Below are 14,115 nucleotides of genomic sequence, written 5' to 3'. Positions count from 1 at the left end.
CCCCGGTCGCTTTTCAATACCTAAAGTATTGAATACCGTAGGTATCGGCTTGGGGGGAGGTCAAGCGTGAGGCGGAAGCGCAGGCGTGAAGATGGTCACCATGGAAACCGAGTCGAGCGCGACAACCGAAGCTGGCCGACGTCCCGCGGCGCCGGAGGTGCTGACCCGGCCGTCCAGGACGGAGGTGCGCCGCCGCCTGCTCGAAGCCGCGGCCGAGGAATTCGCCGAACGCGGCTTCGCGGCGGCCCGGCTGGCCGAGATCGCGCGCCGGGCCGGATTCACGAAGGGCGCCGTCTACTCCAACTTCGAGTCGAAGCAGGACCTGTTCGCCGAACTGTTCGCCGAACGGTCCCTTGAGGTGGCGGGCCGGGTGCTCGCCGAGATCTCGGGCCTTGCCGTCGCCGACGCGGCCGGACGTGGCGGCGAGACGATCAGCACCTGGCTGGTCGGTGACCCCGGATGGGCGCTGCTGGTGCTGGAGTTCGGCGTCCAGGCCGCCCGCGAACCCGCGATCGCCGAGGCCTACCTGCGGGAACGGCGGTCGCTGCGGCGTCAACTCGAGGACCTCATCGGCGAGCGGGCCGGGGAGTGGGGGATCGCCGACCGGGTCGACCCCCGCACCCTCGCGATCACCGTGATGGCGCTGATCTCGGGGTTGATGCTCGAGCACGCCGTTGACCCCGAGCAGGTGGACCGGGAGGCCGTGCAGTCCGCGGTCGCTGGCGTGTTCGCGGGCGCCTTCGCGCACTGACCCGGCCCGTCGCGCACCGACCCGGCGACGGTCGCCGGGCCAGCCGGGTCGCCGTTGGTTACTCTCGAGTAATGACTCGAGCATCGTGGCAGGCATTCACCGTCGACATCAAGGATCACGTCGCGCAGGTGACCCTGATCGGCCCCGGCAAGGGCAATGCGATGGGCCCCGACTTCTGGAGCGAGTTGGTTCCGCTGTTCGGCGAGCTCGACGCCGACCCCGAGGTGCGGGCGATCGTGCTCGCCGGGCAGGGCAAGCACTTCTCCTTCGGCCTCGACCTCGCCGCGATGGCCCCGATGATGGCGCCGGTGCTCGGGGACAAGGCGCAGGCCGGGCCGCGCACCACCTTCCACGGCGACATCAGGGCGATGCAGCGTGGGATCAACGCCGTCGCCGATTGCCGCAAGCCGGTCGTCGCCGCGATCCAGGGTTGGTGCATCGGCGGCGGCGTCGACCTGATCTCCGCCGCGGACATCCGCTACGCCAGCGTCGATGCGAAGTTCAGCATCCGCGAGGTCAAGGTCGCGATCGTCGCCGACATGGGCAGCCTCGCCCGCCTGCCGAGGATCATCGGTGACGGCCACCTGCGCGAGCTCGCGCTGACCGGACGGGACATCGACGCCGCCCGTGCCGAGAAGATCGGCCTGGTGTCCGACGTGTTCGCCGACGCCGACGCGGTGCTCGCCGCCGCGCATGCGACCGCCGCCGAGATCGCCGCAAACCCGCCGCTGGTCGTGCACGGCATCAAGGACGTGCTCGATCACGGTCGCAGCGCGGCCGTCGACGACAGCCTCCGCTACGTCGCGGCCTGGAACGCGGCGTTCCTGCCGTCCGAGGACATCGGCGAGGCGATGGCCGCGGTGTTCCAGAAGCGCGCGCCCGAATTCAAGGGTCGCTGAGAACCGGTTGCCGGAGGGGCACGACCCGCCACATACTTGCAGCCGTCAAGCAGTTGAGTGACGCACCCAAGGAGCGCGAGCATGACCCCGGACGAAGTTGCCCCCCTCGCCGACCGAATCGGCAACGACGTGGTCCGCTTGCAGCGGGTGCGGGACCGGATCGTCGCGCACGCCAAGGCGACCGACGGCATCGACCCCGCCGTGTACGGGTGCCTGTTCCGGCTGATCCACGACGGTCCGATGCGGTCCAGCGGCCTCGCCGAGTCGATGTACACCGACCCGTCGACCGTGAGCCGTCAGGTCACGCAACTCGTGGACCGCGGCCTCGTGGAGCGCAAGCCCGACCCCACCGACGGCAGGGCCAGCGTCCTCGCCGTCACCGAGGGCGGTCGCGAGGTGGCCGCCCGGATCAGGGCGCTGCGCAACGAGAAACTCACCCACCTGCTCGCCGACTGGCCCGTCGCCGACCTGCGCGAGTTCACCCGGCTCCTCGACCGGTTCGTCGAGGACTACGAACGGATGCGGCCGGTCCTCGCGAAGGACGCCCGATGATCTCCGCCGCCCCCACCGGGCAGTAGTCGAGGCGCGGAAACCCGTCCGCCACTGCTCAGCGTGGCGTACGGCATCACCGGCGTCCGCGTTGAGAGGATCACCCCGACCGGACGGAGTCGAACGACACACGGGGGTAGGCAGTGGCGACAACGGAGGGGACCGCAACGAAGACGATGCCGTTGCTGACCCTGTCGGCGATGGTGGTCGGCTCGATGGTCGGTGCGGGCGTGTTCTCCCTGCCCCGCAACTTCGGCGCAGCGACCGGTGGGCTCGGGGCGCTGATCGCGTGGGCCATCGCAGGCACCGGCATGCTGATGCTGGCCTTCGTCTTCCAGACACTGGCGGTGCGCAAACCCGACCTCGACGCGGGCGTGTACGCGTACGCGAAGGCCGGATTCGGGGAGTACCTTGGCTTCTTCTCGGCGTTCGGCTACTGGGCGAGCGCCTGCGTCGGCAACGTCAGCTACTGGGTGCTGATCAAGTCCACCCTCGGTCAGGTGCTGCCCATCTTCGGGGAGGGCAACACGATCTGGGCGGTGCTGCTGTCGACCGCCTGCATCTGGGCCTTTCACTACATGGTGCTGCGCGGGGTGCAGGAGGCCGCGACGATCAACCAGATCGTCACCGTCGCGAAGCTGGTACCGATCCTGTTCTTCATCGTGATCCTGCTGTTCTTCTTCGACGCAGGGACCTTCGCCGACAACTTCCTCGGCGGCGACGCGTACTCCGAGTCGCTGTTCGAGCAGGTGCGCTCCACGATGCTGGTGACGGTGTTCGTCTTCCTCGGCATCGAGGGCGCCAGCGTGTATTCGCGGTACGCCCGCCGCCGCGAGGACATCGGCCGGGCCACCGTCCTCGGCTTCCTCAGCGTGCTCGCCATCTTCGCGTCGGTGACGATGGTGGCCTACGGCATCATGCCGCGCGACCAGCTGGCCACCCTGCAGCAGCCGTCGATGTCGCCGGTGTTCGAGTCCGCGGTCGGCACCTGGGGCGCCTGGTTCATCAGCATCGGCCTGATCGTGTCGGTGCTCGGCGCCTACCTGGCGTGGACGCTGATGGCCGCCGAGGTGCTGTTCGTCGCCGCGAAGGACCGGGACATGCCGTCCTTCCTCGCCCGCGTCAACCACCGCAACGTCCCGATGATCGCGCTGCTGTTCACCACCGTGCTCATCCAGCTGGTGCTGCTCACCACGCTGTTCTCCGACGACGCCTTCACGTTCACCCTGAAGCTGTGCAGCTCGCTGTCACTGGTGCCGTACCTGCTGGCCGCCGCGTACGCGCTGAAGCTGGGCTGGACGGGGGAGACCTACGACGCGGAGCCGCGCAACCGAACGAAGGAGCTGGTGTTCGCCGGGATCGCCACCTTCTACACCGCGTTCATGATCGTCGCGGCGGGCCTCGAGTTCCTGCTGCTCTCCTGCATCATCTACGCGCCGGGCACCATCCTGTTCGCGCTGACCCGCAGGGAGGCGGGCAAGCGGCTGTTCTCACCATGGGAGGCGGCGCTGTTCGCCGTCGTCGCCCTGGGTGCACTCGCCGGAATCGTCGGTCTCGCGACCGGCGCCATCACCATCTAGGAGAGCGAAACGATGACCGCACCCGCAACCTTCGGTGTTCACTCCGAGGTCGGCACCCTGCGCAAGGTCCTGGTGTGCGCTCCGGGCCTCGCCCACGAGCGGCTCACCCCGACCAACTGCGACGACCTGCTCTTCGACGACGTGTTGTGGGTGCAGAACGCCAAGCGCGACCACTTCGACTTCACGGCGAAGATGCGCGACCGCGGCGTCGAAGTGGTCGAGCTGCACAACCTGCTCACCGAGACCCTCGCGGTGCCCGGCGCGAAGCAGTGGCTGCTCGACCGCAAGGTCGTCGCCAACGAGGTCGGCCTCGGCCTCGTCGACGATGTCCGCGCCTACCTCGACCAGCTCGGCGACCGCACCCTCGCCGAGTACCTGATCGGCGGCCTGTCCACCGCCGATCTGCCCGCCGACTTCCGGCCCGAGTACTTCGCGCTGGCCCGCGAGCAGGCCGGGGTGCGCGAGTATCTGATGCCGCCGCTGCCGAACACCCTCTACACCCGCGACACCACCTGCTGGCTGTACGGCGGGGTCACCCTCAACCCGCTGTACTGGCCCGCGCGGCACGACGAGACGCTGCTGATGAAGGCGATCTATCAGTTCCATCCGGACTTCACCGGCGCGACGATCTGGTGGGGCGACCCCGAGCAGGACTGGGGAATGGCCACCTTCGAGGGCGGCGACGTGATGCCGATCGGCAACGGGGCGGTCCTCGTCGGGATGAGCGAACGCACCTCCCGGCAGGCGGTCACCCAGGTCGCGCAGTCACTCTTCGACGCCGGGGCCGCGGAGCGGGTGATCGTCGCGGGCATGCCGAAGCTGCGGGCCGCGATGCACCTGGACACCGTCTTCACCTTCGCCGACCGGGACCTAGTCACGGTCTTCCCGGACATCGTCGACGGCATCCACACCTTTTCGCTGCGCCCCGGCGACCGGGGCGCGCCCGAGGTCACCGAGGAGAGCAAGCCGTTCGTCGACGTGGTCGCCGAGGCCCTGAACTTCGACAGGCTCCGCGTCGTCCCCACCGGCGGCGGCTTCTACGCCAACGAACGCCAGCAGTGGGACAGCGGCAACAACCTGGTCGCCGCCGAGCCGGGGGTCGTGTTCGCGTACGACCGCAACACCCACACCAACGCCGCGCTGCGCAAGCAGGGCGTCGAGGTGATCACGATCGTCGGCGCCGAACTCGGCCGCGGCCGCGGCGGCGGGCACTGCATGACCTGCCCGATCGTCCGGGACGCCGTCGACTTCTGACCGGTCGGTGCTGCGCCGGGTCAGAGCCTGCGCATCACCGACACCACCCGGCCGAGCACGACCGCCTCGTCCCCGTCGATTATGGGGTAGGCGGGGTTGCGGGGCTCGAGCAGGACGTGCCCGCCGCGCCTGCGGTACACCTTCACGGTGGCCTCGCCGTCGATCATCGCGGCGACGATCTGACCCGAATGCGCCTCGTGCTGCTGCCTGACCACCACGACGTCACCGTCGCAGATCGCGGCGTCGACCATCGAGTCGCCGCGCACCCGCAGCGCGAACACGGTGCCCGACCCGACCAGGTCGCGGGGCAGGGACAGCGTCTCGTCGGTGTGCTGCTCCGCGAGGATCGGGGCGCCGGCGGCGATGTCGCCGACCACCGGAACGGACACCGACCGGTCCGACCCGGTGCCCGCGCCGGAACCGCCGAGGAATGGGCGCACGTCGATCGGTCGGGACACCGCGCCGGAGCGCCGCAGGAAACCCTTGTCCTCCAACACCTTCAGATGCCTCGACACCGTGGACGTCGACTTGACGCCGATCTCGTCCGCGAGCTCGCGGGTGCTCGGTGCGTGCCCGTGCGCGACGGCCCAGTCCCGAACGGTCGCCAGGATCCGTTGCTGGCGGGCAGGCAGGGTGGAGGCGTCGAGGCCCCCGAAGATGTCGGTGTCGTCGTATCCGGTCACCCGGCGAATCGTAGTGCCGCCCACCGACAGGGCCGAAACGACGAAAGTGTGGGATTCCGCCCGGGTTCCGGGAGGAATCCCACACCTTCGTGGGACGGCGGAAGACGCCTCAGTCGTCTCCGTTGGCCTTCGGCTCAGTCGTCTCGGTTGGCCTTCGGCTCAGTGGCCGCCGTTGGCCTTCAGCCGCTCGAATGCCTCGGCGATGACCTTCTCCGCCTCGGCACGCCCGACCCAGTCGGCGCCGGTGACATGCTTGTTCGGCTCGAGATCCTTGTAGTGCACGAAGAAGTGCTTGATCGCGTCGAGCTCGAACTGCGACACGTCGGAGATGTCCTGGATGTGGTCCCACCGCGGATCGCCGTCGACCACGCACAGCACCTTGTCGTCGCCGCCTGCCTCGTCGACCATCTTGAACATCCCGACCGGGCGGGCCTCGACGATGACGCCGGGGAACACCGACTCGGGGAGCAGCACCATCGCGTCCAGCGGATCGCCGTCCTCGCCGAGGGTGTTCTCGATGTAGCCGTAGTCGGCGGGGTAGCCGAAGGAGGTGTAGAGGTAGCGGTCCAGCTTGACGCGGCCGGTCTCGTGGTCGACCTCGTACTTGTTGCGCTGACCCTTCGGGATCTCGATGGTGACGTCGAACGACACGCGTTTCCTCGCTTTGTCTTCAGGTGGATGGTGCGATCGACAGGGTAGCCCGTCGGGAATAATGGCGGAGAACTAACGTGGAGCGACCATCGGAGGGACGTTGGCGAAGGCAGGCGCGTCAGACCGCACGATCGGGTCGCTGGCCGCGCAACGGCGCAAGCGGGTCCGGCTGCTGCTCGGGGCGGTCGCCGTCGCGATCGCAGGCGCCGTTGCCGCGGTGCTGGTGGTGCAGCCGACCGACCTGGGCTTCGGTGCCGACGTCACCCCGACGACGGTCGCGGCGCCGCCCCCGGTGGTCGCGACACCACAGGTCGCGCCCGTTCCGGCGGACGCCCCCGCACCGAACCCGGCCGCGTTGGCGGCGGCCCTCGGACCCGCACTGGCGAACCCGGGGCTCGGCTCGTTCACCGGCGTCGTCTCCGACGCGACCACCGGCGCCGTGCTGTGGAGCCAGGGCGCCGACACGCCGATGATCCCGGCCTCGACGACGAAGGTGCTCACCGCGGCGGCGGCGCTGCTGGCGTTGCCCCCCGAACATCGGGTCGCGACCCGCGTCGTGCGGGGCATCGAGCCGGGCCAGATCGTGCTTGTCGGCGGTGGTGACGTGACGCTGACCGCTCAGCCGCCCGGTCAGCCCGGCTTCTTCCCCGGCGCGCCGCGGCTCGACGACCTGATCGCGCAGGTCCGCGGGACCGGCACGGCCGTGCAGTCGGTTGTCGTGGACACCGGTGCCTACGCGGGACCGCCGATGGCGCGGGGCTGGATGCCCGGCGACGTCGCCGCCGGCTACATCGCCCCGATCGAACCGGTGATGTTCGACGGCGGACGGCTGCGGCCGCTCGAGGACGAGTCGCCGCGCAGCGCAACCCCGGCGCTCGACGCGGGCCGTGCCCTTGCCGCCGCGTTCGGGGTTGCCCCCGACCGGGTCACGCTCGGCGCGGCACCCTCCGGTGCCGCGCCGTTGGCGTCGGTCGAATCCGCGCCGCTCCGGGTTCGGCTCGGGCAGATGATGCGGTTCTCCGACAACGTGCTCGCCGAGGCGATCGGCAGGGAGATCGCGGCGCGGGTCGGCACGGAACCGTCCTTCGCGGGCGCAACGACGGCGATCACCGACACCCTGTCCGCCGCCGGATTCGACATCGGTGGCGTGCTGCTGCACGACGCCAGCGGGCTGTCGGTGGACGGGCGCATCCCGGCGCGGCTCCTCGACCGGATCCTGGCCGCGGCGACCGGTGACGCCACGCCCGCGCTCCGCCCGATGCTCGACTACCTCCCGGTCGCCGGCGCGACCGGGACCCTGTCCGCGCGGTATGGCAGCGGCGGCGCCGCGGGCTGGGTGCGGGCGAAGACCGGCACCCTGTCCGAGGCCAGCGCCCTCGCCGGGTACGTCACCGACGTCGGAAACCGGGTCCTCACCTTCGCGTTGATGTCCAACGACCGCGCACCGGACGCGAGTAGGCCCGCCCTCGACGCGATCGCCTCGACCCTGCGGTCCTGTGGGTGCACGTGACCGGCGAACGCGGGCTCGCTGGCGCGGTCGACTGGGAGTGGGCCGCCCGCGCCGGTGTCCTGCTGACCCGGCCGGGGCCGAGCACCAGCCGCGCCGACGCGGAAGCGGTGGTCGCGGACCTGTCCGCCGCCGCGGTCCGGGCCGAGGGCCCGGTGCGGGAGGTCACCGGGCTCGCCGACGGGTTGCCGGTCCCGCAGGCGCGGATCGTCGACCGGGCCGGATGGATCACCGCCGCCGCCGCGTCGATGGCCCACCTGACCGGTGACGACACCGCCGAAACCGGCCTGCTCCGCGGACGCCCCGCAGGCGTGCAGGCGGGCGCGGTGCTGGCCTTCCTTTCGTCGGCGATCCTCGGCCAGTACGACCCGTTCACCGGGGACCACGGCACCCTGCTGCTCGTCGCGCCGAACGTCGTCGGCGTCGAACGGACCCTGCAGGTGCCGCCCGGCGACTTCCGGCTCTGGGTGTGCCTGCACGAGGTGACGCACCGCGTGCAGTTCTCGTCGGCGCCGTGGATCGCGGAGTACATGCGCGAGACCGTCGCGACCCTCGGTGCCGTCGGCGACGATTCGCTCACCGACCTGATCGGCAGGCTCACCACCGCGGTCCGGGACCGGCAGGCGGGCCGGGAGCAGGCCCCCGAGGACCGCGGCGTCGTCGGCCTGCTCCGCGCGACACAGGCCGAACCGCAGCGTGCCGCCCTGGACCGGCTGTTGATGCTCGGCACCCTCCTCGAGGGGCACGCCGACCACGTGATGGATGCCGTCGGCCCTGCGGTGGTTCCGTCGGTCGCGCGGATCCGGCGCGCCTTCGACCAGCGGCGCGCCCGCCGGACCAACCCCGTGCAGCGGTTGCTGCGCGCACTGCTCGGCATCGACGCGAAGATGGCCCAGTACGTGCGGGGCAAGGCGTTCGTCGATGCCGTCGTCGCCGAGGTCGGGATGAGCGCGTTCAACACGATTTGGACCGGACCCGACACCCTCCCGAGCACCGCGGAGGTGGACGACCCGGCGAAGTGGATCGCCCGGGTGCTCGCGTGACGAACAGCCCTCCGCCGGTGGGCCCCGGGCTGCTCGAGGTCCGGCACGCGGTCCGCCGGTGGCTGCGCGCGCATCCCGCCGTCGACGGAGTCGCGGTCGCGCTGTCCGGCGGTGCCGACTCGCTGGCCCTCACCGCGGCCGCCGCCGTCGAGGCGGGACCCGTGCACGCCCTGGTCGTCGACCACCGGTTGCAGGCCGGGTCGGGGGCGGTCGCGCGGCGCGCCGCGGACCGGGCGCTGGCGCTGGGATGCGTCACCGCCAGGGTGCTTCCGGTCGACGTGACCGGGCCGGGTGGCGTCGAGGCGGCCGCCCGCAGGGCCCGGTACGCAGCCCTCGACGGGGCGCGGGACGGCAGACCGGTGCTGCTCGGCCACACCCTCGACGACCAGGCCGAGACGGTGCTCCTCGGATTGGCCCGCGGATCCGGTCCGCGATCGATCGCGGGCATGCGCGACTGGGACGCGCCGTGGGGGCGGCCGCTGCTGCCGGTGCGCCGGGCCGTCACCGACCGTGCCTGCGCCGAGCTCGGGGTGCCGCCGCACCGCGACCCGCACAACGCCGATCCCGCGTTCACCAGGGTCCGGCTGCGGACCGAGGCGCTGCCCCTGCTCGAACAGATCCTCGGCGGCGGCGTCGCGTCGGCCCTTGCCCGGACCGCGGAACAGCTCCGGGAGGACGGCGAGGTCCTCGACGCGGCCGCGTCCGGGCTGCGGCGCGCCGCGACCCTGCCCTCGGACGCCGCGGGTGACGAACTCGACACCGAGATCCTCGCCCCGGCGCACCCGGCGATCCGCAGGCGGGCGCTGCGGGAATGGCTGCAGCTCAGGGGGGCCACCGGCCTCACCGCGACCCAGCTGCGTGCGGCCGACGACCTCGTCGGCCGCTGGCGAGGGCAGGGTGGGGTTGCGCTCGGCGGCGGCGGACGGGATGTCAGGTTGGTGCTGTCCCGGCGGCATGGCAGGCTGTCGGTCGGGTTCGTCACGCGCGAGCCGGCAGGTCGATGAACGAAGGGGCACCCGCCGTGTACGAAGGCGACATCGCATCGGTTCTGATCTCCGAAGAGGAGATCCGCGACAAGACGGCCGAGCTGGCCGCCGCGATCGCCGAGAAGTTCCCGGACGGCGCGCCCGAGGGGGATCTGCTGCTGGTCGGCGTCCTCAAGGGCGCGATCTTCTTCATGACGGACCTGGCGCGGGCGCTGCCGATCCCGACGCAGATGGAGTTCATGGCCGTCAGCTCGTACGGCTCGTCCACCTCGTCGTCCGGAGTGGTGCGGATCCTCAAGGACCTCGACAAGGACATCGCGGGCAGGAACGTGCTGATCGTCGAGGACATCATCGACTCCGGGCTTACGCTGTCCTGGCTGATGCGCAACCTGTCGACCCGCAACCCGGCCTCGCTGACCGTGGTGACGCTGCTGCGCAAGCCCGAGGCAACCAAGATCGACGTGGATGTCGAGTGGGTCGGTTTCGACATCCCCAACGAGTTCGTGGTCGGCTACGGACTCGACTATTCCGAGCGCTACCGGGACCTGCCGTACATCGGCACCCTCGACCCGAGCGTCTACGGCGGCTGAGCCGGTCACCGCGTCGATGGGCCGGGCACCGGTTCCCGCGCACAATGGACGGATGGACCCCGAGTTCACGGTCTCCTCGGTCGCCGCGCGGGTGCGCACCGGAACACTGACCCCGACCGCCGCCGTCGACGCCGCGCTGACCCGGATCGCCAGGCGGGACCCGCGGCTCGGTGCATTCGTCACGGTTCGCGCCGACGAGGCGCGGGCCGAGGCCGAGGCCGTCGCCGCCCGGCCCGACCTGACGTCCCTGCCGCTGGCCGGGGTGCCGATCGCGGTCAAGGACAACGTGCCGGTCGCAGGCCACCGGCTCGGGAACGGTTCGGTCGCCGGACCGGCGACCCCCGCGGACTCCGATCATCCGGTGGTGGCCCGACTGCGGGCGGCCGGTGCGGTCGTCGTCGGGCTGACCGCCGTCCCGGAACTGTGCGTGTGGGGCGCCACCGACACCCCGGCCGCGATCACCCGCAACCCGTGGAATCCGGGTGTCACCGCTGGCGGCTCGTCGGGCGGATCCGCGGTCGCGGTCGCGTCCGGCATGGTGCCCGGCGCGCACGGCGCCGACGGCATGGGTTCGATCCGCATTCCGGCCGCGGCCTGCGGGGTGTTCGGCATCAAACCGGGCCGCGGCGTTGTGCCCGCCGATCTCGGCGTCGACTCGTGGTTCGGCATGTCGGAGAACGGCCCGATGGCGACCACCGTCGCGGACGCGGCGCTGCTGCTGTCGGTGATGGCGGGCCGCCCCGATCTCGCCGAGGTCGGTGATCCCGGCGCGCTGCGGATCGCGGTGTCGGTGCGATCCCCGCTCCCGGCGGTGCGCGTCGACCCGCACTGCCGGGCGGTGGCGGAACGGGCGGCGGCCGTGCTCGGCGGGTCCGGGCACCGGGTCGCGACCGCGCCGCTGCCGTACCCGCTGAACCCGCTGCCGCTGCTCGCCCGGTGGACCGCGGGCACCGCCGCCGATGCGGCCGGACTGGACGCGTCGCTGCTGCAGGCCCGCACCCGCGGGCACGTCGCGGCGGGCCGCGCGCTGGCCGCGTTCGTGAAGCCGGGACAGGTCGAACGGCTGGACCGGGCGCTGCGCGGGTACTTCACCGGGCATGACGTGGTGATCACGCCGACCCTGGCGTCCGCGCCGATCGCGGCGGACCGGTGGAGCGACCGATCGTGGCTCGCGAACCTCGTCGCCAACATCCGCTTCGCGCCGTTCCCGTCGTTGTGGAACCTGGCCGGGTGGCCCGCCGCGAGCGTGCCGGCGGGCATCCACCCCGCAACCGGAACGCCGCTCGGCGTGCAGATCGCCGCCCCGCCCGGCGGCGAGGGCCGGATCCTGGCGGTCGCGGCGCAGCTGGAACGGCTGCTGCCCTGGCAGCGGGTCGCGCCGGTGTGACACAGCTGGTCGCGCCGGTGTGACAGTGTCGCGCCGGTGTGACGGTAGCGGTCAGGGAAGGCCGCGGAAGAAGGCACGGAGGTCGTCGGCGAGCAGCTCCGGCTCCTCCATTGCCGGGAAGTGGCCGCCCGCGGTGAACTCGCTCCAGTGGTCGACCGCCTGCCACGGGTCCAGCGCGCGGCGCATCAGCGGGTGGGTGTCGAACACGGCCCACCCGGACGGCACGTCGGCGGCCATGATCCAGTCGAGTCCGGAGTGCTCGCCCTCGTAGTAGAACTGCGCGCTCGACGCGCCGCTGCGGGTGAACCAGTACAGGCTGATGTTCGTGAGGAGCTGGTCGCGGTCGACCGACTCGTCCGGCGTCCGATTGGCACCGGACCTGGTCTTGAACTTCTCGGCGATCCACGCGAGCTGACCGACCGGCGAGTCGGTGAGCGCCGCGCCAATCGTGTCGGGACGATGGTTCTGCATCTCGAGATACCCGCGCTCGGCCGCGACCTCCGTGCGCATCGCCTCGATCTGGGCGATCTCCTCCTCGGACAGCCCGTCGGGGGAGGGGAACTTGTCGCCGACGAACGCGAGCAACCGGGATTCGGCGCCGATGTGCGTGCCGATCACCCGTTCGGGGAACCGCGCTGCGAGGCGGCCGACGATGCCCGACCCGATGTCGGTGCCGTGGGCGGCGAATCGCTCGTAGCCCAGACGCGTCATGATCTCGGCATAGGCGTCCGTCGTCCGCCCCAGCTCCCAGCCGGTCCCGGACAGCGGGGTGGAGAACCCGAAGCCGGGCAGCGACGGGATGACCACGTGGAACTCGTCGGCCAGCAGTGGGATGAGTCGCTGGTACTCGACGAACGAGCCGGGCCAACCGTGGCTCAGCAACAGCGGTGTGGCCGCCGGGTTCGCCGATCGGGCGTGCACGACGTGGAAGGTCTGGCCCTCGACGACCGTCGTGACCTGTTCGTACTCGTTGAGCTTCGTCTCCTGCACCCGCCAGTCGAACCCGTCACGCCAATAGTCGGCGAGCTCCTCCAGGTACGCCAGCGGGATGCCCCGGCTGAAGTCGGTGCGATCGGTTCGGCCCGGCATCGGGGCCGGCCAGCGCGTGTGCGTCAGCCGGTTGCGCAGGTCGTCGACGTCGGCCTGGGGGATGTCGATGCGGAAGGGGGTGAGCGCGTTGTTCTCGTTCATGACGCCCAGGCTGTCCGATAATGCGGCAGGATTGCTTCCGCAATTGCTGGAATGATCGAGAACATGTTGGCGACCTCGGCCCGACTTCTCGAACTGCTGTCGTTGCTCCAGCTCAAGCGGGACTGGACGAGCTCCGAGCTCGCGGGCCGGCTCGAGGTGAGCACCAGGACGGTGCGCGCCGACATCGGCAAGCTGCGGTCACTCGGCTATCCCGTGTCCGCGCGTCCCGGCGTCGCGGGCGGATACCGGCTGGCCGCCGGGACGGCGATGCCCCCACTGCTGCTCGACGACGACGAGGCGGTCGCCGTCGCGGTCGGGCTGCGTGCGGTCGCGACCCAGCGACTCGGGGTCGCGGAGACCTCCCTCACCGCGCTGGCGAAGTTGGAGCAGGTGCTGCCCTCGCGCCTGCGTCGGCGCGTCGAGGCGGTGCGCGAGGCGACGAGTGTCGTTCCGGGAACGCAGCCGTCGCTCGATCTCGCGGCGCTCGGCGCGACGGCCGCCGCGATCCGTGGCCACGAACGCCTCCGATTCGGATACACCAAGCCCGGCGGCAGGGAGGAGGCCCGCCACACCGAACCGCAACGGCTGGTGAGCTGGGGACCGCTCTGGTACCTGCTCGCGTGGGACCTCGACCGCGACGGCTGGCGGGTCTTCCGGGTCGACCGCATGGTTCCGCACGCACCGACCGGTGCGCGGTTCCGGCCGCGCGTGATCCCGGAGGACAGCGTCGTCGGATACGTCGTCGGGCGGGTCAGCAGGGCGTCCTGGAGGTATCGCGCGCGCGTCCTCGTGCATGCTCCCGCCGCGACGGTTGCCGCGAGGATCACCTTCCCCGTTCCGGTCGACATCGAGGTGGTCGACGAGTCCACCTGCCGCGTCGAGTTGGGCGCCGACGACCCGGACCGGCTTGCGCTGTGGTTGACGCAGCTCGACGCCGACATCGAGGTGATCGACGGAGACGCGCTTGCGGCGGCGTTCCACCGCCTCGCGACGAGGTTCCGCCGCGCGGCGGGCGGCGCACCCACGACCTGACCGCCGGCGCGG

14 protein-coding genes are annotated in these 14,115 nt (G+C 71.4%); 11 read left to right on the top strand and 3 right to left on the bottom strand.

Features of this window, described 5'->3' with window-relative positions; all coding sequences use genetic code 11:
• The first annotated feature begins 184 nt into the window (after window positions 1-184).
• From ACFWQG_RS10230 to ACFWQG_RS10210, 5 genes are all read left to right on the top strand, one after another.
• Complete coding sequence (locus tag ACFWQG_RS10230; RefSeq protein ID WP_378507550.1) at window positions 185-751, top strand: TetR/AcrR family transcriptional regulator; 567 nt, start codon at window positions 185-187, stop codon at window positions 749-751.
• A 71-nt stretch (window positions 752-822) separates the two neighbouring features.
• Window positions 823-1,650 (top strand): crotonase/enoyl-CoA hydratase family protein, encoded by an 828-nt coding sequence (locus ACFWQG_RS10225; RefSeq protein WP_378507497.1) that lies wholly within the window; start codon window positions 823-825, stop codon window positions 1,648-1,650.
• An 81-nt stretch (window positions 1,651-1,731) separates the two neighbouring features.
• The gene (locus ACFWQG_RS10220) at window positions 1,732-2,202 is read left to right on the top strand and encodes a MarR family winged helix-turn-helix transcriptional regulator (RefSeq protein ID WP_378507496.1); all 471 of its coding nucleotides are present in this window, start codon (window positions 1,732-1,734) and stop codon (window positions 2,200-2,202) included.
• 140 nt (window positions 2,203-2,342) lie between these two features.
• Window positions 2,343-3,779 (top strand): basic amino acid/polyamine antiporter, encoded by a 1,437-nt coding sequence (locus tag ACFWQG_RS10215; RefSeq protein WP_378507495.1) that lies wholly within the window; start codon window positions 2,343-2,345, stop codon window positions 3,777-3,779.
• Between the two features lie 12 nt (window positions 3,780-3,791).
• Window positions 3,792-5,033, top strand: a complete 1,242-nt coding sequence (locus tag ACFWQG_RS10210) for an arginine deiminase (RefSeq protein WP_378507494.1) — start codon at window positions 3,792-3,794, stop codon at window positions 5,031-5,033.
• Window positions 5,034-5,053: 20 nt separating this feature from the next.
• Here ACFWQG_RS10210 and lexA read toward each other — a convergent pair whose 3' ends face one another.
• Window positions 5,054-5,716 (bottom strand): transcriptional repressor LexA, encoded by a 663-nt coding sequence (gene lexA / locus ACFWQG_RS10205; RefSeq protein ID WP_378507493.1) that lies wholly within the window; start codon window positions 5,714-5,716, stop codon window positions 5,054-5,056.
• Between the two features lie 159 nt (window positions 5,717-5,875).
• On the bottom strand, window positions 5,876-6,367 hold the full coding sequence (locus tag ACFWQG_RS10200; protein ID WP_378507492.1) for an inorganic diphosphatase: 492 nt from the start codon (window positions 6,365-6,367) through the stop codon (window positions 5,876-5,878).
• Between the two features lie 130 nt (window positions 6,368-6,497).
• Here ACFWQG_RS10200 and dacB point away from each other — a divergent pair, with 130 nt between their 5' ends.
• The 5 genes from dacB to ACFWQG_RS10175 are packed head-to-tail and all read left to right on the top strand — an operon-like array spanning window position 6,498 to window position 11,880.
• A complete protein-coding gene (gene dacB / locus ACFWQG_RS10195; RefSeq protein WP_378507549.1) occupies window positions 6,498-7,877 on the top strand; it encodes a D-alanyl-D-alanine carboxypeptidase/D-alanyl-D-alanine-endopeptidase in 1,380 nt (459 codons plus the stop codon).
• Entirely contained in the window at window positions 7,874-8,917 is a 1,044-nt protein-coding gene (locus ACFWQG_RS10190; protein WP_378507491.1) for a zinc-dependent metalloprotease, read from the top strand. Before dacB ends, ACFWQG_RS10190 begins: the two co-directional genes overlap by 4 nt.
• Window positions 8,914-9,921: a tRNA lysidine(34) synthetase TilS gene (gene tilS / locus ACFWQG_RS10185; RefSeq protein ID WP_378507490.1), complete on the top strand. Its 1,008-nt coding sequence runs from the start codon at window positions 8,914-8,916 to the stop codon at window positions 9,919-9,921. The genes ACFWQG_RS10190 and tilS overlap by 4 nt, the downstream gene beginning before the upstream one ends.
• A 17-nt stretch (window positions 9,922-9,938) precedes the next feature.
• A complete protein-coding gene (gene hpt / locus ACFWQG_RS10180; protein WP_378507489.1) occupies window positions 9,939-10,493 on the top strand; it encodes a hypoxanthine phosphoribosyltransferase in 555 nt (184 codons plus the stop codon).
• 52 nt (window positions 10,494-10,545) lie between these two features.
• A complete protein-coding gene (locus tag ACFWQG_RS10175) occupies window positions 10,546-11,880 on the top strand; it encodes an amidase (protein WP_378507488.1) in 1,335 nt (444 codons plus the stop codon).
• Window positions 11,881-11,931: 51 nt separating this feature from the next.
• On the opposite strand, the gene ACFWQG_RS10170 is transcribed toward ACFWQG_RS10175, so the two are convergent.
• Window positions 11,932-13,071, bottom strand: a complete 1,140-nt coding sequence (locus tag ACFWQG_RS10170; RefSeq protein ID WP_378507487.1) for an epoxide hydrolase family protein — start codon at window positions 13,069-13,071, stop codon at window positions 11,932-11,934.
• Between the two features lie 63 nt (window positions 13,072-13,134).
• Between ACFWQG_RS10170 and ACFWQG_RS10165 the strand changes: the two genes are divergently transcribed.
• Window positions 13,135-14,103 (top strand): helix-turn-helix transcriptional regulator, encoded by a 969-nt coding sequence (locus tag ACFWQG_RS10165; protein WP_378507548.1) that lies wholly within the window; start codon window positions 13,135-13,137, stop codon window positions 14,101-14,103.
• The last annotated feature ends 12 nt before the right edge of the window (window positions 14,104-14,115 follow it).

This window comes from Rhodococcus sp. NPDC058532 (genome assembly GCF_042719255.1).
GTDB lineage: Bacteria > Actinomycetota > Actinomycetes > Mycobacteriales > Mycobacteriaceae > Rhodococcus_G.
This window is presented reverse-complemented; position numbering and strand designations above follow the sequence as displayed.

Coding starts and splice junctions, on each gene's coding strand:
- ACFWQG_RS10170 (WP_378507487.1), bottom strand. CDS start 13,071: ATGAACGAGAACAACGCGCTCACCCCCTTCCGCATCGACATCCCCCAG.
- ACFWQG_RS10220 (WP_378507496.1), top strand. CDS start 1,732: ATGACCCCGGACGAAGTTGCCCCCCTCGCCGACCGAATCGGCAACGAC.
- ACFWQG_RS10210 (WP_378507494.1), top strand. CDS start 3,792: ATGACCGCACCCGCAACCTTCGGTGTTCACTCCGAGGTCGGCACCCTG.
- ACFWQG_RS10165 (WP_378507548.1), top strand. CDS start 13,135: ATGTTGGCGACCTCGGCCCGACTTCTCGAACTGCTGTCGTTGCTCCAG.
- ACFWQG_RS10225 (WP_378507497.1), top strand. CDS start 823: ATGACTCGAGCATCGTGGCAGGCATTCACCGTCGACATCAAGGATCAC.
- ACFWQG_RS10175 (WP_378507488.1), top strand. CDS start 10,546: ATGGACCCCGAGTTCACGGTCTCCTCGGTCGCCGCGCGGGTGCGCACC.